Origin of the sequence: Sphingomonas sp. ASV193 (assembly GCF_040203355.1) — a bacterium.
Lineage (GTDB): Bacteria > Pseudomonadota > Alphaproteobacteria > Sphingomonadales > Sphingomonadaceae > Sphingomicrobium.
Map to the genome: position 1 here is coordinate 239,322 of NZ_JBEHBW010000004.1, position 22,125 is coordinate 261,446.

Genomic DNA, 22,125 nt, shown 5'->3' on the forward strand with positions numbered 1-22,125 from the left:
TGCATGTCTGACGCTATTGCAGATGTTCGCGCCGAGCCGGAGGTCGGCGCTGATCGCTATGGTGAGGTCGAGGCCAACCGACATGCCACCGCGCCCACGGTCGACCGGGAGAGAGGAAAGGGAACGGGTCGGGATGGGCTTGACGGTGCGAAGGGTTCGCGCCGGCCCGACCAAGGAGACCGTCATGATCACGACCATTCCCCTCAACAAACTTCGTCGCTCTGCCAATAATGTCCGGCGGATGACGGACGAGAAAGCCGACGCGCAGCTTCAGGCCGATATCGCGGCCCATGGCCTGCTGCAGAATCTGGTGGTCACCGCGCTAAAGAAACCGCGCGGCCACTTCGCGGTCGAGGCCGGCGGACGCCGCCTTGGCGCGCTGCAGCGGCTCGTCAAGGACGGGACCATCACGGCCGATGTTGAAGTGCCCTGCCTGATCCTCGATCCGGCGACGAGCGACGCGCAGGAAGCGAGCCTCGCCGAGAACTTCCAGCGCCTGCGCATGAACCCCGCCGACGAATGCCGGGCGTTCGAGCGTCTCGTCGCGCTCGGCCTTAACGTGGACGACATCGCAAGCCGGTTCGGGCTCGCCCGCCGCTTCGTCGACGGACGCCTGCGCCTCGCCGATCTCGCGCCGGTCGTGTTCGAAGCGCTGGGCGCGGGCGACATCACGCTCGATGTCGCCAAGGCCTTCGCGGCGACCTCGGACCAGGATCGTCAGGCGCATGTCTACGCGCAGATGTGCGACGGTTATGGCGTTTGCCATCCCGACAGCATCCGGCGATTGATGACCCAAGCGACGATTGCCGGCAGCGATCGACGGGCGCGGTTCGTCGGCGACGACGCCTATCAGCAGGCCGGCGGCCGGATCGAACGTGACCTGTTCGCCGACGACGAAACCGCGCGCTGGCTCGACGTCGAGCTCGTCGAGCGGCTGGCCGGCGAGAAGATCGCCGCCCTGGCCGAGGAGAAGCGTGCCGAATTGGGGCTCGCCTTTGTGACGCCGACGCTCGATTGCTGGATCGGCTATCGTCATACCGAGGGGCTGGCGCCGATCGACCTCGAGGCGACGCCGCTTAGCGAACAGGAAGAGGCCGACGTCGCCGCCTACGAGGAGATGATCGGCGGGCTCGTCGAACGGCTCGAAAGCGAGGAGATGCCTGAAGCCCATCGCGCCGAATGCGAAGACCGCGTCCGCCAGCTCGATGCCCAGATCGACGAGATCGAGAACAAGCCGCCAATCCTGCCCGATGATCTGAAAGACCGTCTCGGCACCTTCCTCCTGCTCGATGAGAACAGCAAGCCGCGCCTTCATCGTCACTATTATCTGAGCCCGAACGAAGACGACGCGGCAAGCGATGAGGATGATCGACCCGAAGCCGCGGTGGCGGGCGTCGGCGAGGCCGAAAGCGCGGCCGAGCCCAAGGCGCCGGCGGGGCTGTCGCAGCGTCACGCCGACGAACTGGCGATGCAACGCCGCGACATCCTTGCGCTGCATGTCGCGCGCGATCCGGCGGTCGCGACCAGTCTCGCCATCTTCCTGATGGCCGATCGCGCCATCGGCTATCGCGGCGAGCGGCCGGGCTCGACGATCAGCGCGACCAAGCCCAACGAGCCGGTGCCCGTCAGCCAGATGCCCGACACGGCGGCCGGAAAAGCCCGGCAGGAGCAGGCAGCGGCGCTCGATCGCTCGTGGACCGGACTCGAGGGGACGGCCGAGCGGTTCATGGCCTTCCGCCGGCTCAACGCGGATCGGCAGGCGGCGTGGCTCGCCGAGCTGGTCGCGGACAGTCTCCACGCCAGCCTGAACGAACGCGGCCACCGCGAGTGCGGTCTTCACGACCAGCTCGGTGACCTGCTCGGGATCGAACCCGCGGCCTGGTGGCGACCGACTGGCGCCAATTACTTCGACCGGGTGCCCAAGGGCGTCAGCCTGGCGGCGCTCGCCGAGGTCGGCGGTCCCGCGCTTGCCGGCCTCTATGCCAAGGCGAAGAAGCCCGAACTCGCCCAGGTGTGCGAGTGCCTGTTCGCAGGCGAACTCATCGTCGAGGCCGAGGTGCGTGACGCAGCGCTGAGCTGGGTCCCGGCGGCAATGCGCTTCGTCGTCCCGCCGTGGATCGGCGACGTCCAAGACGGTGTCCGAGGTGTTGCCGGTGGCGAAACTGCCGACGCGGTGGCCCAAGACGCGATCGAGCCTGAGGCCGACGGTGAGACGATCGACCAGCTTGACGCCGATGGCGAACAGGCCGGCGTCCCGGACATCATTGATCCCGCGCCGCTGGATCAGGCGGCCTGATGCAACCGGCCGGGTGGTCCCTTGGGATCGCCCGGCCCTTGCCCGGCACCTATTGGGGACGGATCGAGACCGAACTTCGTCACAAGGGACCACAGGGTGCGGCCAACGGGAGATGGAGGCGTCACCCCACGATCCGCCGCGGACTTTTCGCTTGGCTGGGGCGCCAGCCGAGCCCGGCCCGCCGCCCGGTACCCTCCGATCCGTTCCCATCCCGTGCCGGGTGGGAGACCTGTCATGACTCATGGCCCGAAGCACGAAGCGTCGGATCGGTTTGCCATCGCCTTGTCGAAGCTGCGGCGGCTCGATCGCGTGATCCTGTTGCTCAGTGCCCGGCGGCGGCTCGGCAACGCGGCCATCGCCAAGCGGCTTCACCTCTCGACCGATGAGGTTGAGCGACGGCTCGCGCGGGGGTTGCGGAAGTTTGATCGATGGCTCGGCGACTGACTCGCGCGCCCATTGCCGAAGCGGTTCGGTAACGCCGGCGTCGCGCTCCTCCGCCCGCGACGCAGGACGCGGCTTCAGGGCCTGAGTGCCTGGGTGCCGCAACGCGGTGCCGGCCGCTCGCGGACCGAATGGGGTGGCCGCTGGGAGAAGGCGGGGGCAGTAGCGCGGGCGTGGGGAAAAGGCTCCACAGGCTCCGGCTCTCTCGCAGGATCGACGAATCTTGATAGCGCGTTCTGGGCGCTGGACCCATCGTGACGCGATGAGCAGACTGACAGCGAAGCGGTTCGCGGGCAATCGCTGGATACAACCGGCGCTGCTGGCCGGTGTCGTGGTCTCGCCGGTCAGCGCGGAAGCTCAGCCGACGCCTCCGGCGGCGACGCCGCTCGCCCCGACCCTCATCACCTACACGGCCGAGGCGAATGACCGAATGACGGTTCCCGTGATGGTCGCCGGCAGGGGCCCATATCGGTTCATGGTCGACACCGGTGCCAATCGTACCGCGCTCGCCCGTGGACTGGCGAACTCGCTCCGGCTGAGGCCGGGACCCCTGGCCGAGATCAATAGCCTGACCGGCGCAAGCCAGGCTGAAACCGTCAACGTTCCCCATTTGGCGTTCACCAAGGTCGCGATGACCGGCCTCGAGGCCGTCATCCTCGATGGGGCGGATATCGGCGCAGATGGAGTGCTCGGAACCGACGGGCTTGCCGGCCAGCGAATCCAGTTCGACTTCGACCGGAGAACCATGTCGATCGCGCCCGCGACCACATTTGATCCGACCGACGTGACCGGCGCCATCGAAATCCTGGGGCATCGCCGCAACGGCCGTCTGGTCCTCACCAACGCCAGCACCATCGACCACTCCCTTGTCGTCGTCGTCGATACGGGTGCCGAGATCACGGTCGGCAACGCGGCGCTTCGAGCCGCGCTCGCGCGCCGCGGGCTGTCGGGCGAGATCCGGCCGTCGCTGCTGATCTCGGTAACGGGAGCAAAGCTTGCCGGCGACTCCATGATCTTGCGCAAGCTCAACCTTGGCGCGGTCTCGATCAACAATCTCGAGGTCGTCTTCGCCCCCGCCAGGACCTTTTCGCAGCTCCATCTCGAGGAACGACCCGCGCTCCTCCTGGGCATGAACGCGCTCAGGGCCTTCCGGAAAGTATCGATCGACTTCGCCAGGATGCGGTTTCGCGTGGTTCCTCCCGGGGAGGCGCTGGCGGAAGGGTCACAACGCTGACCAGCGCGCCGCCCCTGCCGGCGTCCGGTGCAACGTCGTCGAGGGGGCCTGCCTTTCCGGCGAAAGACTGAACGTCATTCGCGCGAAAGGTGGAAGCCGGTCTCCCCGAGCTTCGCTCGCGGCATTACCGCGATGAGGCGAGCCCATCGTCGCGTTGCTTGCCGACCGGCCCTCGGACTTTGGCGACGGGCTGTCCAGAGACCCGCGAGGAGACGGATCAAAACTCGTAGGCATAGGGTCGAACGCGCTCGAGAAGGACGTCATTCCAGTAGTTCTGCAGGCCGTCCAGATAGTCGGGCGGCGGGGCGGTCGGTAGCACCTCAGGTGCCGAGTTTCCGGCGATCGTCGCAAAGGCGCGGGCGACTTCGCGTCGCCCTTCGGCGAGGGCCTCGAGCGCGGCGGCGTGCTGGGCCCCGGGCCAGAATCGGTCGATCCCGTATCGAGCGTGAGCGAGGGCGCTTTGCCATCGCACGAGAAGGGGCGGATAGGCCTGGGCACGCCTGGTATCGGCCAGGGCGGGATCGCCGAACATCCGGAAGAGGATCGAGATGGCGGCCGACCAGTCGCGGAACATGGTGGCGGCATCGTCGGCGCCCTCGCCCCAGGCCATCCCCTCGAACCCGGGCGCGAATTGTGTGTCCCTGAGTGAATTCACGCTGGCCATGATCGAGCGCCGGTCGGCGTCGAATTCGAGGACCCGGCGTTCGAGCAGGCGCTCGTCGTCGACCGGCGTCCCGTCGTCCTCCTCGAGGGCGCTTAAGCCCCGCCCCTCGCGCAGATAGTCGACATGGCCGTTCGCGATATGCGCGATTTCGTGCCCCACGAAAAACATGAGGGCGCGGTCGACGAGGTGATCCATATAGGCCTGGCGCAGCGGATCACACGGCATCACCAGATCCTCGCTCGCCAGCATCTGGTCGGCATGGGGGGCGTAGAACGCGATCCTGGGAAGATCGGCCCGTTCCCGCGAGGGATCGCCGATTAGGGGAAACAGGCCCGGATCGGCGAGCATCCTGCCAGTCAGCAGGCGCAGAAGCGCCGCCACGCCGGTGTGGACGCCGACGAAATAACGGCCGTCGGATTTGGCGGCGAAGGCGTTGATCGTCGCGTTTCGGACGAACCCGAAATGGATCTCGGGAATACCCGTTACGGCCCGTCTCGCCGATTCAATGAGATCCCGCGCCCGAGCGCTGAGCGCCGCGAAATTTTGCCGATCCCCTTGCGGCAGATCGAGGTCATCGACCGGCTGCCCACGGGACGCGGCAATCCGCCGGAAAATCTCCTCGTCGCTTGGTGTCGGCCCAGCCATCAGGGCATAACGTCCGGCGCGATTGCGGGCTCCGAAGGCCACCCGGCGGACCGGCCCCACGGGCCGGGCAACCGACAGGCTAGGGACGCAGTCCCGCGACCCGCGGCACCGGCACCCGATTTGGCGCTCCCATCGTCCCGACATTGCGTGGGGTCGATCACGGCGCCCTGCTGGTCGACACCGGGTGTCCTCCGATCGACAGCGACCCGGTGGCGGGTCGGCCGATTCACCGGGGCAGGACGGGGGACCGATCGCGGGCGCGCGACCGACAGTTGCTCGCTCGACCATCTTCGCCCTGCCGACGAAGTCGTCGCGTCATCGCGTGACTGCTTCAGCGACTTGGCCCTCGGCTTCGGCGATGGTCGCGCCGTGGACCGAATGTCTTTCCAAGCCTCCGCCCGACCGCCGCCAAGCGGTCGCGCTGACCCGGCGCCGGCGGGCGGCAACCCGTCGGCCGCGGCCCGGCTGGCGCTTCGCGCGGCCCGCGCCAGCCGCGGCCTCGGGTTCCCCGCGCTTCGCTTGGTGCCATCCCGCCTGGAGGCGCCAGGTCGACAGGCGCGCCCGGCGCCGGATCGGCCGGCGCCATCAGACAAGGACTTTTCCCATGCGCACGACCATCGCGATGCAGATCGCCCAACTCGAGCTTGGGCATCTCAACTGCGCCGATCTCGAGCCGACCTCGCTCGATCCGCCCAATGCCGAGGCATCGGCTCAGACGCTCTCCGCGGTCTGGTCCGACCTGTTCGCCCTGTTCCCCGATACCGTCCTCGAGCTCGATACCGAAGAGCTAGCTTGGGGTATGGTCAACCTGTTCCACCGCGCCGCCGCCAAGCGCGCGGCGGCGCTCGATCGCGCGACCGACGAGGTCCGGTTGCTGGTTGCCGAGGCCGACGGCAGCGAGGTTCATGCCGGCAAGCTCGAGGAGCAAGTCGTGCGGGCCCAGCGGGCCGAGGCCTCGATGCTGGCGCTGGAATCGCTTCGCGAGATCGCGGCTGATTTGTACAGCCATGAGACTGGCCATTCCTGGCGGCCGACGGGCGGGTCGCGGCTCAACCACGGCGTCGGGCTGACCTCGGCGGTGGTCGATGCGCGGGCGTTCCTGCAGGCACGGCGCGAGGCCAATCGCAAGGCCTTAATGCCCGAGGGCACGCCCGTGGTGTTCGCCGGGGGACGGTTGAGCTTCCCCACGACGGACGACGCCAAGGCGGTCGCGAGCTCGGTCTGGGCGACGCTCGACAAGGTCTGCGAGCGGGTCGGCGACTTGGTCCTGGTCCACGGCGGCGACCTCAAGGGGCTCGACCGGATCGCGTCGTCCTGGGCCGAGCGGCGGCACATCCCGCAACTCGTGTTCGGGCTCGACCGACGGCTCGGCACGCGCGCGGGCTTCCGTCGCAACGAGCAGATGCTGGTCCTGAAGCCGCGCTACGTCGTTGCGTTCCCCGGTAGCGGCGTGCTCGAGCGGCTGGTGATCGAGGCCAAGCGGCTGGGCATCGCCGTGGTCGATCGACGCGGGCCTCTTGGAACCCATCCGAAGGCCGCTCAACCGATAGCGCCGACGCCACGCTAATCGCTGCTCCGCCTTGCGGCTTGCCTACGCGCGCCCCTTGGCCATCTCGGCCTTGATCGCGGCAACTTCGTTCGGCCAGCTTTGAAGCAGGAGTGCGAACGGATGATCGCCACCGTTCGCGGCGAAGCGCCGAAGGTTCCAGCCGCAGTCGACCAGGTCGGAAGCCCCGAAAATAAATTCGAGCGCCCGCGTCAGGAAGGCGAACGCTCCGCTTCCTCGATAATCGAAGCTCGCGGCGCTGCCATGCACATAATGGTTTCGGCAGTTGACTGCTTCCCGAATGACGAGGTCCATGTCGGGCGCAAGCCAGGGCAATCGGCGCGTAACGATTTTGGCGCGATGCCCGATCTTTTGCCGGAGGCTACTTTGGCCGACCCGGCCGAGGGCGCCCAGAATGGCCTGGCGCTCCGGGCAATCGTCGAGCGCCTTGAACAGCGCCTTGGCTTGGTCGCGCGCTGCCAGCACGTTTTTCGTCAGCCGGACCCGGCGCGGAACCGCGTCCGCCGGCAACAGGTCGAACATGTTGGCGGCGCCGATCAGCCGGTCTTCACTGAACCGGTGGCGCTGCTCGAAGCCAAGCGCGAACCGCAGGCGGGCATCGCGCCGCACCGGGTTCAGCGCCAACCAGCGCTGGAGGACTTTCTGCATCTCGCGCCTGTTCGAAACCCCCTCGATAAGCACGTCGCGGGGGCCTGGACCCCGATCCGGGCCATGGTCCCAGCGGTCCTGCAACGTCGCATAGGCGCGCAGGAAATGAGGTGCGGGATCCGCCTCCTTGGCTGTCTTTACGACGAGGTCTTTTCGGTTCTGCGGCCGGCCGATGATCAGATTGAGGAAACGCGTCAGAGTTGTCGCGCGGTCTTGGGCAGCCTCGAAGGTGACCGGCTCCTCGAACACGATTTCGAAGCCGACTCCTGGAACAATGGCCTCCGCCCCCGGCAGGCTGAGGCCCGTTCGGTTCTTGACCAGGACCGTGCCGATCGCGGTGTCGGCGTCGAGCAGGTCGGTCCGGCCCGCGAAATAACGGATTTGCGGATTGGGACCGGTCACGACCTTCCTTTTAATGACCGCGCGATTGGCGTTGGCCACCTTCTCGATCAGCTTTTGCGGCTCCAGCACGAGCCCGTAGGAGTCGAAATCGTAAAAGGCCGCGCGGCCATCCTCGACCGAAAAGGAAATCGCCGCCACGCAACGCTCGTCTGGACGAAGATGCGCCGAACCGTGGAGGATATAATGGGGAAATAGTTCGGCGAACGTGTAGCTTTCGGGGCCTCGCCACCCGGTCCCCGGACCCGATTGCGTAATGCACTGGTGCAGCGACAGCCGGCTGAGATCGTGCGCCGTTCCGGCCAGATAGCCCTGCTCGAGGTCGAGCGTCAGGAAAAAGTCGTCGTCGCGTAGGTAGAGCGAAGTCTGCTCGCCTTCGATCGCGAGCTCGCCGAAGACGGTTCGGCCGGACTCGACCTCGAAGGTGCCGGTAATCCGCTGGCCGCGCTCAAGGGGTTGGTTCGTCGATCTCTTCAAGCGAGTAATTTCCTTGTTGGGTCGGGATGCTTATCGCAGCCCGGCCCGTCAGGACCAAGGCCAAGAGGGAAGGGTCCGGTTGGAGGAGTGACTTGCATCAACGACAAGAAACGGGAACCCTCAGGCCAATGACGTCCGACACGCTCGCCTTTCTGCCCTTGGCCAAACAGCATGAACTGGCGTTCGTGGTCGACACCATCCGCAAAGGATTTGCCTTCGCGATCGAGCGCCGGACCATGCCGGCGGTGCGCGGCGGGCGACTGTTGAAGATCATTCTGTTCGGGAGCTACGCCCGCGGCGACTGGGTCGCCGACCCGGTCGGGCGTTACTTCTCCGACTATGACCTGCTGCTCGTCGTCGACCGCGAGGAATTGACCGACGTTCCCGAATATTGGGCGAAGACCGAGGAGAAATTGCTCGACGAACTGGCGTCGGGAAAGCACCTCCGGACGCCCGTCAGCCTCATCGTCCACAGCCTCGACGACGTGAACGACAAGCTTCGCCTCGGGCGCTATTTCTTCATCGATATCGTCCGCGACGGGATCGCGCTGTTCGAGGAACCGGGCTGTCCATTCGTCGAGCCCAAGGCTTTGAGCCCGGCCGAGGCGCTGCGGGAGACCGAGGAATATTTCGACGAGTGGTTCGAAAGTGCTTGTCGTCGCTTTGAACTTGCAAACGCAGCTCTGGAGAAGGGGTACCTCAAGGAAGCCGCCTTCGACTTTCATCAGGCGACCGAGCGCTTCTACCATTGCCTGTTCCTGGTACGGACGTTGTACAGCCCCAAGACCCATAATCTGAACCAGCTGCGGCGCCTCGCCGAAGAGCTCGATCCGCGATTGAAGACGGTCTGGCCTCGCGACACCCGCGACGAGCGGCGGGCTTACGAACTGCTCCGCGAGGCCTATGTGAAGGCGCGCTATTCGCGCCAGTATCGGATCTCGGGGGACCAGCTGGCCTGGCTGTCGGAGCGTATCGGCCAGCTCCAGTCACTGGTCCGCGACCTCTGCAACGAGCGTTTGATCGAGCTCGCCAAGGCGGCCTAGCGGTCGGGGGCTTCGCGATCGAGGATCGCCGCCCGGCATGACGATGGACTGACGATCGCTCACGCTTCCGCCGGACCGATCCCTCGCTCCTTCAAGCCTCTACCTGGCACGGCCGAGCCGGTCGGCAACCCGCTGCACTCGGCCCGTGTTGCCCTTCGGGCTGCCCGCGCCGGCCTCGCTTCGGGGTGTCCCGCCGCTTCGCGCCGGTGCCGGCCGTCTCCTTGTCCGCGCCATCGGTGAGGCTGTCGTCGGGAAGGCCCCGGCGGACAGACAGGAGACATCATCATGACCAACATCGTACTGCTCGTCGGCAACCTCGGCGCCGACCCCGAATTGCGCACCGCCAAGGGCGAGACCGACATCGCCAGTTTCAGCCTCGGCACCAGCCGGGTGAAGCGCGACAGCGACGGCAAGACCTACAAGGATGCCAGCGGCTTTACCGCCAAGGACACCGAATGGCACCGCGTCACCTGCTTCAATGGCCTCGGCCGGATCGTCGCGCAGCACGCCACCAAGGGCATGCTGGTCTCGGTCAAGGGCCGCATCCACAACAGCAAATGGACCGACAAGGACGGCGTCGACCGCTACAGTTACGAGATCATCGCCGACGATGTGCAGTTCCTGACGCGCCCCAAGGCGAGCGACGATACGCCCGCCGAGAGCGATGCCGAACCGGCCGAACCCGAGCTCGTCTGACTCAACTTCTCTCATGCCCCGGCGGGTCACCGTCGGGGCATTTTTTATGTCCATCGACGAGGTCGGTGGCCGGATTGGGAGAGGGGTTTCTCGTCACGAAGAGGCCCAGCATGGCGGCCGCCGGATCGGCTCTCAAGGATGCGCGGTTCCCCCAATTTGCTTCGCAAATCGGCTCCCCCACGCCCCGCTCCGCGGCGCCTTCGGCGTCCCTGACACCCGCTCCGGCGCCCGCGCGCCGGGCACAGTCTTCAATCCCGAAGACAGGACGCCGGGAGCACGGATCATGGCAAGTTTTGATCATCATTTCGATTGTCGCAGCGACATCATCATCGACGGATTGAAGGCCGAATTCGGAGCGATCGTCGCCGACCGGATCATCGAGGCGGAGGCCGCAGATTTTCTCTGGGAGGCCCGGGTCCTGGAACGATATCTCGGTCAGGAGGCCGACGTTTTCGATCGGGACGGCGAGGAACTGTCGCGGGTCTTGGTGTTGAGCCGGCTCAATGAAAAGTGGTGGATCGCGCTTTGTCTAATCGACGGTGAGGGCGAGGTCGTCGAGCTTTGTTGGCGGCAGCCTTTCGCGGATTGCGGGACGGCAGTCGCGGCCTGGCCGAGCGGGCACTGACGAAACGGTTGTGGGAGCGGCGCAGTCGGCGTCGCTCCCATTTTTGTGCGGCTAAGTTAGGTTCATCGATGGAAGGGGGCAGGGAGGGCAAGATAAAAGCAGTGGCTCTCACCAACTGCTAAGCCATTGTCTGCACATCGATTTCTCGAGAGACTCATTCGGCATGCAAGAGACAAGACGTCTCTCGCAAACTGCTGCCACTTATGTTGTGCAAGCTATTTTGTCGGTCGCCGCAGAACCCGGTGCCACCACCGTCGATTCTGTGGTTCGACGGACGTACCGGGACCGGAATCGTCGCTGATCTGCTCCTGTATCCGGTCCGGCAATATGTATCGAACGGGTCGCCTTCCAAGGGCGCGCGCCCGACCGCTGCTTGCGAGCTTCCTCAATACTCGGTCAACGTCGTACGGGATCTCGTCGATCTGCTCCGCCAGTTCGTAATCGGACTGAGGCGTTTTCGACAGAGCGGAAACGACGTTGGCCTCGAGCTCGGCATCATAGGGTGGCTCGGTATTGCCGGGCAAACCGCACCAGAGAATCTTGCCGCGCCAGACGATAAAATGACTCTCACAACCACTGTCGCGCCATACGGATGGAAACAAGGTTGCTTGACCGCGCCGCTCATAGAAACGCCACGCCTTCGCCATCCGAGGATCGAGGTTTATTGCGAGCGTCTCACCACATCCGTCGGGGCAACGCATCACGAGCGACCTCAGAACGCCGCGGCGAACGATCAAAGCGTCGCCCGGTCGTTGGAGGCGAGCCTCGGCTTCGTCGCGATGCTGTGCTTCGCCGAGCATCCGGACTTCGCGCGCATGTGTTGTCGTCACTTGGCGGCTCCAGCCAAATCGTTCGTTAGCATCGCGGCCACTTGGTACGCCTTCGCTCGACGCCCGCGGTCCCCCGGCGATCCGTCATCCCACTGGCAACGGCGCAGGAGGTGAGCGACAACCGCCGACTGATACTCGTTGGAGCAGGACTGCGCGGCAATTCCCATCCGTCGCAGCTGGCGAACAACCGTAGCGATCCAGCAATAGGTCGACGTCGCCTCGCTTGGACCAGGTGGGTGAACAAACGCGGCGGGCTGGTAAAGTCGATCGATTTCTTCGGACCATTCATCGTCGTCGAATATATCTGCCTGGTCATCCGGCATCTGGAATGCCAGCGCGGTCTCGAGTGCAGCGATATCCGTTGTCAGCGGGGCGCGCGGAACGACGGATGCCATGTCGATGACAATTGCGCGACCGTTGCGGACACGAACGTTCTCGCCATGAAGGTCCCCGTGTGCCGTCGCAACCCGAAAGGATTGATCGAGGCGCCTAAGGACTCTCCAAAGCTCCTGAGGCCCGGCATCGACGCCCCTTTGTCGCCCGACATCAACGTAAAACTCACGGACGTCCTCTGGCCGGCAAATCCCCAGCTTCACCAGCTCATCCGCGACCGAACCTTTGATCGGATCAGTGGCATAGGCCTGGTCGCGCCACCCGGCGAGCGTCTCGTCGATAAGCGAGTGAAGCGCTTGGCTCGCAACATTGCGCTGGGCGATATCCCAAAGCGACTCCGAGCGATCGACCAGATTCCCTACCAAGAGGCTCCTTTTGGCTCCGTCGATCCGGCACTGAATATTGGGACGAAGTTCGAAGGGAATAAATCGGTCAGCGTATTCCCTATAATTCTCGTGTTCCCTCTCAATTTTGTCGCGTCGGTCGAGCTTAGCGAACGCTGGCTGCGGGCGGAGCCCGGCTTGGGATCGGTCGACGGTGAGATGAACGGCAAAGACGCGCGCTTCTGATTTGCCATCACCAAATTCGACGAGCGTGATTCGGCTGCAATCATTGAAGGCCCGCTGAAGCAGAATCCGATCTGAATGCATGACCGGCGTACCGCAGCCCGCCACGCTGATGTCGAGATCCAGCCTTGCGTTAGCGCCAGGATCGTGCCGCGCGGCTTCCTCCGCGAGCATATGAGGTAACGGCCGCGTTCGAACGAAAATGTCTTTCGAGGTTAGGTTGTCCGCAAGCCGATTCTGGATCACGAGCGCCGTCGCATCGCTGTCGGCAATGATCCGGACCAAAAGACCATAATCGACCAAATCATTGGCGAGACGTTCGGCCGCTTCCAGTACTGTATCCAGCGAGGCGCGATCGCACCGGAAGATGGCGGCGCGTCCGCCGCTTAGGTCCGTTGCCGCTTCGCTTCCGTCGCAGGATTCCAGGACGAGATCGCGCTGGCGCATCTCGGTCAGGATGTTGGACTCGGGTGCATGTCCGAACCAGAAAACCTGGACCCGCGAATCCGTCATGCGAATGCTGCCGGCCGAACGGGCAGCGGCCATGACGGCCCGCGGGCTAGGGCGCCCTCGGATGAGCAAACGATGCAATTGCTCACGATGCGGGCGGTGGTCGGTCGCACCGTTCCCCGGATACCGTCGTAGAGCTGAAAGCGTGCGTGTGCCGGCATCCCAGTGACAGCGCCCATGAACATCGTGATTGCAAGGGAAGCCATGGTGGCATTGATCGAGATGACAGCCGGCTGGGGCTCGTGAACTCCTATGATATAGGGATCGCTCGCGCGAAGCTCCGGTGTCAGCATCTCGCGCCTGATCTGCTCACCGTCGAGTGCTGAGGTGCAGGCGAGGCAGGGCAATCCGGGCGCTAACATTTGGACCCGGCCGCTGATGTGGGTCACCTCGCCTTCCTTGACGGTCACACTCACGCCCATGTCGATCGTCGGGACAAGGAACTGATAGGCAAATTGGCCAACAACCGCCCGACTTGCGTGCGAATCGGTGCAGAGAAAGATGAAATCGAGCCCACGAAGCAGAGCCGCAACGTCCGCATCGACCACATCTCTCACCACGCCAGTAACTTGGGCGGCCGGCGATATTGAAAGGATCGCACTTCGCGCGACGGAGACCTTTTCGTTTCCCACGTCCTCTGGATGGGCGCCGACCAAACGATTGAGGTTCGTGCGTTCGACCCGGTCCGGGTCGATGACTAGGAAGTCGAGCACGCCAAGATGAGCCAGTTCCTGCGCGATTACCGAGCCGGTTCCACCAGCTCCGACAATGCCGACCCGAAGACCCGCGAGGATTTGCTGACCTGCCCGGCCGAACGCGCGCACCTGGCGGTCATGAATCTCCGAAAGCTCGATCGCAGTCACGGCACCTGAGCGACATGCGAGTGTTGCGCCCACTTCCCAGACCGGAATGTCGCCTCGTGTCCCAAGACGGCGCGCCCGGCAACCATTAGGGCCAACAACCATGGCAAGATGGAAGCCGGTTGATGCACGACGGCCGAAATATTCAGCAAGTTCAACCTCACCGGCATCATCGATCGGCGAGAAGGAAGGAGTGCCGCGAGTGAAGGGGTGAGTGTGGATGAGGACAACGCTGTCGCCCGTCGGTCGCGCACGATTGGCAACCTCGATCAGATAAGCAGGCCTGAGCGTTGCAGACGTCTCGGTTCGTACCTCATATGCCTCCTCTGGAACCGACTGCGCGTCACGGACAAGCCAAGTGCCTGCGTCCGGATCTGCCTTGGCGAACGCGACACCACAACTCTCGAGCGGAGCATCGGCGAGTAGAGCCGACGTAAGCTCCGCGTAGGCGGGCGCGGCAAAGCGGAGGGCGCTCACTGAAGCTTCCGCAGCCGTTCGATGATGGTGTTCATCCAGCTCGATAAAGTGTCGCGGTTGGGGTTCCAGGCCTGCGACAGATGCCAAGAGAACCAGAGGCCCGGAGTTCCGACCTCGGGTACCGGATTGGACGCCGTATTTTGTGGCATCCGGCCGCCAGCGAGCATCAGGTCAGGGTCTGCCCAGAAACAATCTAGCGCCGCGAATGGATATCCGGCGGGGACCATGAACCGGATAGCACTACGTTCCTTGTTCCAGCCTGGCGGAATACGCACGGAAGGCACGGTCACAAGCGTCTGTCCGCTTGGCAGCCGGTCGGCTGCCACGTCCCCGAAACGTTCTCGGAGCTGCGCGAGCTGAGTTTCGAGCGGGCCCATCTAGCCGAAGTTAGCCTTGGGCGCCGATGAGAACCGCAACGGCCCACCCTTATGCTTGGCCAGTTCGACCGTCTGGTCGTCCGCGATGATCTCGTCCGGGTCGTTACCGTGACCCTCGAGGACGAGATCGTGGTTCGGCTCCCAGTCTGGCACCCGTGCCTTGATCTGCAGTCCCGTGAGCTCCGGCTCTTCGGTCTCGTACTTCTTGCCGGATACGAAATACGTGTAGATTTCCGGCTTCCCGCCGCCCTTGCCATCCGCAGTCATGGTCATTCCTTTCCTTCCTAGCGCGCCCTGCTGCAACCCTAGGCGCTTGACTTGCGCGCGATTCGAACCAATGATTCGTTTTCGTCCGGATCTAGACCGGTGGTATATGGACTGCAGCGTACAATCAAGTTCGAATTTGGACCTTCACATTGAGGGGGTGTGATATGGTCGAGGCAACCGCCCCAGAGAGTTTCAGCACGCGCGATCGCGACCGAGCAGCTTTCACCGCGTTCATTAGACTGGCGGATCTTTGGCAGCTGTCGACCGACCAGCAGATTACGCTACTGGGCTCGCCGGCACGGTCGACTTTCTTCAAATGGAAGAAGGAGGGCGGGCTGCTGCCCCCGGACACGATCGAGCGCATTTCTCACCTTGTCAGCATATACAAGTGCCTGAACATTCTCTTCCCGGACCCGCAGCGCGCCGACGACTGGATCCGGCGGCAAAACCATTATTGGCATGAGCAGAGCGCCCTTGATCGCATGCTCTCGGGCAAAATGGCCGACATCATCGATGTGCGCCGATATCTTGACGCACAGCGGGGGGGATAGCGGTGCAGGCGGAACGGTTGCGTGTGGAAGGGAATTGGTTTCGGCTAATACCGTCCCGGTTTCCCCCAATCGACTTGTATGAGCGGATTTCGCCGCGAGAGGACTGGCCGACCCTTCAAAGGGTTGAAGAGCTGACGAACCCGCGAGTTCAAGAACGTCGGCTGCTGACAGGGCTCAACCGGGTCGATGAGGCGTCACCGCAACTTCAAAATTGGAACCACGCGCCGTTCACGTACCTCAATCCTGAAGGAACCTGGCTCCTCGACCCTTTCATAGGAGCACTTGAGCTTTCAGATTCCCTTCAGACGGCGCTCGCCGCCTCGATACGCCGTCGCGAGCTCTTCTTGTCCCGAACCGGGGAGCCGCCCCTTAACCTCGACATGCGTGTATTGTGCACTAACGTTCGCGGAGATTTCGCGGACCTGAGGACGATGGACCCCTCGTTAACCCAGAGCGCTCGCTGGCGTATTGGCGAGGAAGCTCTGAAATCAGGCGCCCATGGCGCATTATTCGCCAGCCCTTATCGCAGGGCCTCCACTTGCCTGGCGGTGTTCAATGGAGAGGTGCTGCAGCGGAGCCTTCAAGCCGAGCACTTCAAGTTCGTTTGGGACGGCGCGAACATTCGTTCGGTCTATTCATTCAGCGATGGCGCGACACTCGTGCCCGAAGAGGTGTTCGGTGAGAAGTCTATCGACCGCGCTGCTTGAGAAGACGGCTGGCACATATCCGGCTAAATTCGGGGGCCGTAGGTTCGGAATGCGCGGCAGGTACGCTGCCTGCCCGGCCGCCTTCGGGTAGTGCATTCAAATGCAAGAGCCTTGGCATGGTTTAGTCCACTGTCCAGACTGCAACGGCTTACACCGAGGTCTCAAGTGTGGAGCGTGTGGCTATGAGTGGGACGTCTCGCCCGATCGGGCAGTAATCGACGGGCAAGAGCACATCACTCAGGCCCGACAAGGCGCAATACCTTGGTCGACCTTTGTCCTGCTCACGCAAATCCAGATCGAAGCCAAGCGGACCATCGTGGCAGACGAGACCCGCTTCATGAGAATGTCTCAGCGTTTCACGGTTGTCCTGCTCTTTTGGACCCTTTTTGAGGTGCTCATGGAAGGATTCTACCGTGCCGCGTACGCCGATCTTCCGGGTGAACTGGGTGATGAACTGCTTCGACGATTTCCTAGCATCGGCGGTCGGCTTCATCGGCTTTATCGCCGGACCTGGCAGGTCAGCTTTCTCGATGACCTAAGAAGTGAGGGGTTTGACGAAGAGGCATCGCTCATTGACCGCGTTCAAATTGCCCGGAATTCTTTCATCCATGGTCACCCCGAAGCGATTGCTGATGATCTAGTGGATCAGACACTTCAGCACCTTGAAGAAGTCCAGCGCGGATGGATTCGGATTTTCAACAAGCGGTGTACAGGTCGAAGTAACAAGGTGCCAATCTGGGCTTCCACCGAGCGACGGCCTGCGTTCGTTCGATAGCGGGCAACGAGCGTCGCGGCGAAATAGGACGGCGCTGGCGCCAAAATTTCCTGTCGTCGTACTTTACTGGGGGCGAAGCCATGCCGAAGCGTAGCATTAGGGATGCAGAGATCAGTTTGATCAAGGCCATGTTAGGCCGAAAAATGAAGAACAGCGACATTCAGCTGTACTTCAATCGCCCCGATCGCAAGGTCAACAGCGGCCGGATCACTGACATTGGCAACGGCTCCTACAGCAACTCCAAGGCAATTCCCGCTGCGAGCAACGCCGAGCTCGATGCCTTCCTGGCTGACCCCACGTTCCTCTCGTCGGGTCGACACATCCAACGGAGTGATCCGCTGGCACAGACTTCCGTCGCTAAACACTTTGCGAAAGGGCCGGACGGCCTTTGGAGGTTGAGCGAGGGCGAATCCGACCGGTGTGAGTGCAAAGCAAACTTTGGTTTCAAGCATATGGACAAATGGCTTCGCCCGATCGCGGCACTTGCCAACAACGCCGGCGGCTTCGTATTTTTCGGCGTGCATGACAAAGACGCGAAAGGGCCCAACGGTGAGAACTTGAGTCACGCTGTATGTGGCTTGAGTTCTTCGGAATTTGCCAACGCGGATCCGGCAGAGTTTTCGACCAGGGTGAAGGCGATGTTCGACCCTACGCCCCTCTTTCGAATTTCGACGGCCGAGATTGGCGGAAAGATGATTGGGATAATCCAGGTCCAGCCACACGCCAGCCGGCCCGTAATTGCAGTGAAGCAGGACGCTTCGATCAAAGAAGGCGATATCTTCTATCGATACCCTGGCCAATCGTCTCGGATCAAATACAGCGACCTTCGTGCGATCTTGGATGCCAGGGACGCCGACGCGCGCGCCCAAATCTTGCCGATGGTAGAGAAGTTGCTTCAGCTCGGGCCAGCGCGCGCGATGGTGGCAGATCTTGACGGCGGAATGCTGACGGACGGCGGACGCGCGCTTCAGATTGACAGCGCGTTGTTGGAGAAACTCAGCTTCATCAAGGCTGGTGAATTCAGCGAGGTCGGGGGCGCGCCCACATTGCGCCTAGTCGGGGATGTCACCGCCGTGGAAGCCAACGGCCGAGCGGTAACGCAGCTAGGTATGTTGACCAGAAATCACGTTCTAGAAGCATTTCTCAATCAGAATGAGCCCAGCGATCCAACTGACTATATTCGCTTCGCGCTTGAAGTTGGCCAGAATGAGCGTCTCCCGCTGCACTACTTTGCGCGGTTGGCCAGCATGTCTCACGATGACCTTGTCGCCTTCATCAATTCGACGTCGGCAAGCCTCGCCAGAAAGAAGAAGTACGTCGACTGGATTAAGCCTGACGCAGCTTTCCATAAAGCGGTTGGGACGCCCAAGTCCTATCTCACCAAAATCCTTGCGCGAGAAATGCCAGTCGTGACGAACGCCACGGTAGCTGGCCACATTGGCCAAGCGGTCCAAGCCATGCCATCTGCCGCGAGCTTCGATTTGTCATTATTACTAAAGTTGCTCCGCGAGTGCCTTGCGGTTGGTGAAGGTACATCCGCGGTCAGTTTTCTTCGCCGTGGTATTTGCCGGATCGATGAGTTGCTCTTCGGCTGAGCGCCTTACGAAAGTAAGATCTCAAACCGTCGCATTCGGGCCCATGGAGCGCCGTCAAAGCGCAGGGAAAATGTGGGACGAAAAGTGGTCGCGATTCATGCCATAATGGAGAATATGCTGCAGCAAGAAACGCTTAGCGCTTGACTATGGTGACTCCTACGGAAATCGAAGGTCCCTATCGCTCGCAATTTGGGTAACAACGCAAAGGGGGTGCCCATTTTCGCCGGCATCGGGGCCGCGTGCTTTGCCTATATCGATTTGGTCGACCGTACCATCTCAGGCAAGCCGAATGATCACGCGACTATGATCGCCAGACCCGAAGGCATGCGGGGCGACGAGCGGATTGGCGCACGATCGTCGCCAGGCGTCGAGCGTTGACCGCTCGGTGTTGTGCGGGCAGCCAGACTGGCGGGTCGCGGAATCGCGCCCCTGCCTGGGGAGAACGAACCCGGCATGAGCAGGCTAGCCGGAAGTGAGCGCATAGGTCTGGACTGGAACGGAGAAGTGACGAAAGTGATATCCAGTGAGCCCTGACAAAGTGCCGCGGCCCGAGATAGTCTATGTCCTGGCTTTGCCGGATTGGAAGCCGAACGAGGTCACGCCATTTCAGGGCTTCGCTCCCCGGTTGCCCTATTTCATTCCGTTCCTCGACCGGCTGCCCGCTTATCCGGCGGATATTCTCGAGCCGACCATGGACCCGGACGATCGGCTCGCGCGGCGCCGCTCGGGCGAGGGTTCCTGGTTGTGGTCGCCGGTCAATCTTTCCCTTCTGCTCACCCGGCGGAAGCCCCTGCCGCACGTCCCATACATGGTGGTGATGACGTCCGATCCCGGGTCTGCCAAGGCGGTATCACGCTGGCGCAGCAGGCTTCGAATCCGGCCCGTTCACCTCAGTCTTCATCGAGCGCCGGGTGCGATCGATCTTTTTACTTTCACGCGTGAGCAGCTCCGGCACCGCCTGACGGCCGCCATGCGTCACGCTCAAGCGGCCGACCGTCGCCTCGATTTCGGAGTCCATCAGTGGGCCCTCGCGAACTGGCAGACCGAAGAAGTCCGGCCGAGTTCGATTTTTTATCACGGGCACAATGTAACCAAACCGAACGAGCTGGTCCTGGTCGGCGCCGGCGAAGCGGCGCTGACAGGGGAGGAAGGGCATCTCAATGTCTCGTCGCCGGAAGAATATGTTCGCGGCATCACCGAATCCGCCGAGGCCGTCATGGCACTGTGGCCGAAGACCGGAGATAGGGCGGCGCATCAGATCACCCCACCGCGGCCCGACCTCATCCTCCTCGCCCCGTCGATGCTTCGAGGCATGCCCAAGAAGTTAGAACGGGCGATGACCAACCCGATGTTGAAGTCGGCGATGCGGACGCTCGACCGGCAGCGTCGCTACACTATCGAAATCGACGCAAGCGACAGCAACGTTCAAATAATCGGGCCGCTGTTGGGGCTGCGTGGCGCGGAGCTCAAATTGCTGTCCAGTGCAGTCGGCCTTCGAGCGGCGGGGACCCTCGCGTCGACCATCCGCTTGCCGCCGGCGGTCAATCGGACTGGCGGGGTGATCGGCCAGCTCGCCCGCTTTTTGAGAACCCATGAAGCGCCGCCCCCGGTCAAGTCGGCGCGCGTGTTCAAGGCCGCCCAGCAAGCCCTGGCGGAAGCGATCCCGCCCGAACATCTGGCGCTCATCAAGCGATCGAAGTCAGGGATCAAGATCATTGCCGATGCGCCGATCGAATGGCTGCCGGTCGATGGATTGCCGCTCGGGATCCGATATGATGTGTCGCGGATCGACGCGACGCCAGGAAACCTGTTTCTCGAGCAGATCCGTTCGGTGCCGCCGCACTACCTCAAACCCAAGTCTTTCCGGAATTATCTGGTGCTGTCGATGTTCAGCGAGGGTGACGCGATAGCCAATCACCTCCGGGTCGGCGCCCTTCTGGCGACGGATGCCGATCGAGAGCCGATCCTTGGCCGGTTCGGATCACCCCGCTCCCCAAAGGAGTTCGTCGATGCGCTCGAGGGCTTTGATGGTCCGATGCTGATCGTCGACAGCCATGGGGGCCACGAGGATGGCGACGTGGCCGGCGGCCTCATGATCGGCGGCGAAAGCTTCAACATCTGGGACCTCGCCGGCAAGGTCCGCGTGCCGCCGATCGTTGTCCTAAGTGCATGCGATACCCATCCGTTCGATCGGTCCCACGCCACGGTCGCCAATGGCTTTCTGGCGTGCGGCGCGATCGCGGTTGTCGCGACCGCGCTGCCGATCCGCGCGCCGCAAGCGGCGCGGTTCGTCATGCGCCTCATCAACCGGGCGGTTCACTTCGCCGAGATCGTGAACGACGCTGGACGCTCGCTCCCCTGGACGAACGTCGTCAGCGGCGTGTTGCGAATGGAGCTTGCGACCGACATCATCCGCGGCTTCGAGCGGGCTGGTCATTATGAAGCGGCGACCGGAAGTAATTTGCTTCACGACACTTTGTTCGACCTAAATCCACTGCGCGACGACTGGTACGAGCGACTAGCACAGCGCGTGCAGCGGGCCGGAAAAATGGACCGCATGAGCTGGGAGCGCGACGTGCCGGACCACATCGCCGCGTCCGACGCTATCCGCTATCTTCATCTGGGCAATCCAGAAAGCATTCTCCTTTCCTCGCCGCAGGTGGTGCGCACGGCGCTAAAACGGGTGACCGAACACGAGCCGCGACGTGAAGAGCCGGACCGAGTCGGTCACAACCGCCCGCTATCGTCGTAAGTCGCGACTGCTCAGCCCGTCAGGATCGCTTCTGGGCCGCGCCCCACGCCCAGCAATCCTCGCGGCACTGATGGTGGAAGGCCAACGGCTCGCTCACGGGCAGGCCGAGGCGACGCCCGGCGGCGGCGAACCCCGATAGAGCGTCCTCGCCCAGTTCGCAGGTCTCGACCTTGTCCTGATTGACGCAGATCGCCGTCAGCAGCGGCAGGCCGCGGGCGTGGCAGATGTCGAGGAGACGGTCGAGATGGCCGTTCGCGCCGTTCATCTGGTGGCGGGCCTTCGACCAGTCGACGCCGCTGGCGGCCGCCAGTCGGCCGTAGGAGGTGCAGGTCCGCTCGATCGCCGCTTGCTTGAGATGATCGAGGGATTTGTCGAAATCGAGCAACTGACTCTTTTGTGCTCGGCGAGCGCGTTCCTCGAGAAGCTCGAGATAGAGGGCCGCCATGGTGATCCCGGAGAGTTCGTGGTTCCTGATCCAGGTCTCGATCTGCCGGTCGGTCTTCGAGGCCAGGTCCACCGGTCGTCCTCCATGTTCGAGCCGGCTTGCGGCCTTCGGCTCCGATATAGTGCAGGGCTGCCGGCGAAGCGCAAGCCCCTCGCGGGCCGACGTCGACCGTCCGTCGACAGGTATCGTCGAACGCCGAAGCGGACGTTGCGCGGGGTTCCGGCGGCCGCGACCTTCTCGTTCGCGCCATGGCCGACGAGAACGACTTCGACCTTCGCCTCGGGC

General features: G+C 63.2%; 20 protein-coding genes. 12 read left to right on the top strand and 8 right to left on the bottom strand.

The annotated features are described in order from the left end of the window. Positions 1-22 precede the first annotated feature (22 nt). From ABDK56_RS09655 to ABDK56_RS09665, 3 genes are all read left to right on the top strand, one after another. Positions 23-2,296, top strand: a complete 2,274-nt coding sequence (locus tag ABDK56_RS09655) for a ParB/RepB/Spo0J family partition protein (RefSeq protein ID WP_349808049.1) — start codon at positions 23-25, stop codon at positions 2,294-2,296. 282 nt (positions 2,297-2,578) lie between these two features. Beyond that, positions 2,579-2,740, top strand: coding sequence for a sigma factor-like helix-turn-helix DNA-binding protein (locus ABDK56_RS09660; protein WP_349808050.1), 162 nt, complete (start codon positions 2,579-2,581; stop codon positions 2,738-2,740). 259 nt (positions 2,741-2,999) lie between these two features. After that, complete coding sequence (locus ABDK56_RS09665; RefSeq protein ID WP_349808051.1) at positions 3,000-3,971, top strand: retropepsin-like aspartic protease; 972 nt, start codon at positions 3,000-3,002, stop codon at positions 3,969-3,971. 217 nt (positions 3,972-4,188) lie between these two features. On the opposite strand, the gene ABDK56_RS09670 is transcribed toward ABDK56_RS09665, so the two are convergent. Beyond that, complete coding sequence (locus tag ABDK56_RS09670) at positions 4,189-5,280, bottom strand: M48 family metalloprotease (RefSeq protein WP_349808052.1); 1,092 nt, start codon at positions 5,278-5,280, stop codon at positions 4,189-4,191. A 604-nt stretch (positions 5,281-5,884) separates the two neighbouring features. On the opposite strand from ABDK56_RS09670, the gene ABDK56_RS09675 reads away from it, so the two are divergent. After that, positions 5,885-6,847 carry a DUF2493 domain-containing protein gene (locus ABDK56_RS09675; RefSeq protein WP_349808053.1) on the top strand — a complete coding sequence of 321 codons (963 nt, stop codon included), beginning with the start codon at positions 5,885-5,887 and terminating at the stop codon, positions 6,845-6,847. A 24-nt stretch (positions 6,848-6,871) separates the two neighbouring features. Here the strand turns inward: ABDK56_RS09675 and ABDK56_RS09680 are convergent, their stop codons facing one another. Further along, positions 6,872-8,371, bottom strand: a complete 1,500-nt coding sequence (locus ABDK56_RS09680) for an ApeA N-terminal domain 1-containing protein (RefSeq protein ID WP_349808054.1) — start codon at positions 8,369-8,371, stop codon at positions 6,872-6,874. A 26-nt stretch (positions 8,372-8,397) separates the two neighbouring features. Here ABDK56_RS09680 and ABDK56_RS09685 point away from each other — a divergent pair, with 26 nt between their 5' ends. The 3 genes from ABDK56_RS09685 to ABDK56_RS09695 all read left to right on the top strand — a co-directional run bounded on the left by ABDK56_RS09685 (position 8,398) and on the right by ABDK56_RS09695 (position 10,735). Continuing rightward, a complete protein-coding gene (locus ABDK56_RS09685) occupies positions 8,398-9,414 on the top strand; it encodes a HEPN domain-containing protein (RefSeq protein WP_349808055.1) in 1,017 nt (338 codons plus the stop codon). A gap of 285 nt (positions 9,415-9,699) precedes the next feature. After that, positions 9,700-10,110 carry a single-stranded DNA-binding protein gene (locus ABDK56_RS09690; protein WP_349808056.1) on the top strand — a complete coding sequence of 137 codons (411 nt, stop codon included), beginning with the start codon at positions 9,700-9,702 and terminating at the stop codon, positions 10,108-10,110. A 46-nt stretch (positions 10,111-10,156) separates the two neighbouring features. Beyond that, positions 10,157-10,735 (top strand): hypothetical protein, encoded by a 579-nt coding sequence (locus tag ABDK56_RS09695; RefSeq protein ID WP_349808057.1) that lies wholly within the window; start codon positions 10,157-10,159, stop codon positions 10,733-10,735. A gap of 215 nt (positions 10,736-10,950) precedes the next feature. Here the strand turns inward: ABDK56_RS09695 and ABDK56_RS09700 are convergent, their stop codons facing one another. The 5 genes from ABDK56_RS09700 to ABDK56_RS09720 are packed head-to-tail and all read right to left on the bottom strand — an operon-like array spanning position 10,951 to position 15,021. Continuing rightward, positions 10,951-11,565: a ubiquitination-like system serine protease family protein gene (locus ABDK56_RS09700; protein WP_349808058.1), complete on the bottom strand. Its 615-nt coding sequence runs from the start codon at positions 11,563-11,565 to the stop codon at positions 10,951-10,953. Next, positions 11,562-13,070 (bottom strand): hypothetical protein, encoded by a 1,509-nt coding sequence (locus tag ABDK56_RS09705; RefSeq protein ID WP_349808059.1) that lies wholly within the window; start codon positions 13,068-13,070, stop codon positions 11,562-11,564. Before ABDK56_RS09705 ends, ABDK56_RS09700 begins: the two co-directional genes overlap by 4 nt. Then, on the bottom strand, positions 13,034-14,371 hold the full coding sequence (locus ABDK56_RS09710) for a ThiF family adenylyltransferase (protein ID WP_349808060.1): 1,338 nt from the start codon (positions 14,369-14,371) through the stop codon (positions 13,034-13,036). Before ABDK56_RS09710 ends, ABDK56_RS09705 begins: the two co-directional genes overlap by 37 nt. Then, on the bottom strand, positions 14,368-14,748 hold the full coding sequence (locus ABDK56_RS09715) for an E2/UBC family protein (protein ID WP_349808061.1): 381 nt from the start codon (positions 14,746-14,748) through the stop codon (positions 14,368-14,370). The genes ABDK56_RS09710 and ABDK56_RS09715 overlap by 4 nt, the downstream gene beginning before the upstream one ends. Beyond that, entirely contained in the window at positions 14,749-15,021 is a 273-nt protein-coding gene (locus ABDK56_RS09720; RefSeq protein WP_349808062.1) for a multiubiquitin domain-containing protein, read from the bottom strand. It abuts the gene before it with no gap. A 158-nt stretch (positions 15,022-15,179) separates the two neighbouring features. Between ABDK56_RS09720 and ABDK56_RS09725 the strand changes: the two genes are divergently transcribed. The 5 genes from ABDK56_RS09725 to ABDK56_RS09745 all read left to right on the top strand — a co-directional run bounded on the left by ABDK56_RS09725 (position 15,180) and on the right by ABDK56_RS09745 (position 21,395). Next, the gene (locus ABDK56_RS09725) at positions 15,180-15,566 is read left to right on the top strand and encodes an MbcA/ParS/Xre antitoxin family protein (RefSeq protein ID WP_349808063.1); all 387 of its coding nucleotides are present in this window, start codon (positions 15,180-15,182) and stop codon (positions 15,564-15,566) included. A 74-nt stretch (positions 15,567-15,640) separates the two neighbouring features. Next, entirely contained in the window at positions 15,641-16,273 is a 633-nt protein-coding gene (locus ABDK56_RS09730) for an RES family NAD+ phosphorylase (protein WP_349808064.1), read from the top strand. A gap of 316 nt (positions 16,274-16,589) precedes the next feature. Continuing rightward, on the top strand, positions 16,590-17,048 hold the full coding sequence (locus ABDK56_RS09735; RefSeq protein WP_349808065.1) for a hypothetical protein: 459 nt from the start codon (positions 16,590-16,592) through the stop codon (positions 17,046-17,048). A 143-nt stretch (positions 17,049-17,191) separates the two neighbouring features. Further along, positions 17,192-18,643, top strand: a complete 1,452-nt coding sequence (locus ABDK56_RS09740; RefSeq protein WP_349808066.1) for an AlbA family DNA-binding domain-containing protein — start codon at positions 17,192-17,194, stop codon at positions 18,641-18,643. Between the two features lie 523 nt (positions 18,644-19,166). Continuing rightward, positions 19,167-21,395, top strand: a complete 2,229-nt coding sequence (locus tag ABDK56_RS09745; protein WP_349808067.1) for a hypothetical protein — start codon at positions 19,167-19,169, stop codon at positions 21,393-21,395. Positions 21,396-21,414: 19 nt separating this feature from the next. Here ABDK56_RS09745 and ABDK56_RS09750 read toward each other — a convergent pair whose 3' ends face one another. Continuing rightward, on the bottom strand, positions 21,415-21,912 hold the full coding sequence (locus tag ABDK56_RS09750) for a hypothetical protein (RefSeq protein ID WP_349808068.1): 498 nt from the start codon (positions 21,910-21,912) through the stop codon (positions 21,415-21,417). Positions 21,913-22,125: the final 213 nt, after the last annotated feature.

What these genes read in the sequence shown, in the direction of transcription:
- ABDK56_RS09655 (WP_349808049.1), top strand. Translation starts at nt 23, where the DNA reads ATGTTCGCGCCGAGCCGGAGGTCGGCGCTGATCGCTATGGTGAGGTCG.
- ABDK56_RS09665 (WP_349808051.1), top strand. Translation starts at nt 3,000, where the DNA reads ATGAGCAGACTGACAGCGAAGCGGTTCGCGGGCAATCGCTGGATACAA.
- ABDK56_RS09670 (WP_349808052.1), bottom strand. Translation starts at nt 5,280, where the DNA reads ATGGCTGGGCCGACACCAAGCGACGAGGAGATTTTCCGGCGGATTGCC.
- ABDK56_RS09675 (WP_349808053.1), top strand. Translation starts at nt 5,885, where the DNA reads ATGCGCACGACCATCGCGATGCAGATCGCCCAACTCGAGCTTGGGCAT.
- ABDK56_RS09685 (WP_349808055.1), top strand. Translation starts at nt 8,398, where the DNA reads ATGCTTATCGCAGCCCGGCCCGTCAGGACCAAGGCCAAGAGGGAAGGG.
- ABDK56_RS09690 (WP_349808056.1), top strand. Translation starts at nt 9,700, where the DNA reads ATGACCAACATCGTACTGCTCGTCGGCAACCTCGGCGCCGACCCCGAA.
- ABDK56_RS09695 (WP_349808057.1), top strand. Translation starts at nt 10,157, where the DNA reads ATGTCCATCGACGAGGTCGGTGGCCGGATTGGGAGAGGGGTTTCTCGT.
- ABDK56_RS09705 (WP_349808059.1), bottom strand. Translation starts at nt 13,070, where the DNA reads ATGGCCGCTGCCCGTTCGGCCGGCAGCATTCGCATGACGGATTCGCGG.
- ABDK56_RS09715 (WP_349808061.1), bottom strand. Translation starts at nt 14,748, where the DNA reads ATGGGCCCGCTCGAAACTCAGCTCGCGCAGCTCCGAGAACGTTTCGGG.
- ABDK56_RS09720 (WP_349808062.1), bottom strand. Translation starts at nt 15,021, where the DNA reads ATGACCATGACTGCGGATGGCAAGGGCGGCGGGAAGCCGGAAATCTAC.
- ABDK56_RS09725 (WP_349808063.1), top strand. Translation starts at nt 15,180, where the DNA reads ATGGTCGAGGCAACCGCCCCAGAGAGTTTCAGCACGCGCGATCGCGAC.
- ABDK56_RS09740 (WP_349808066.1), top strand. Translation starts at nt 17,192, where the DNA reads ATGAAGAACAGCGACATTCAGCTGTACTTCAATCGCCCCGATCGCAAG.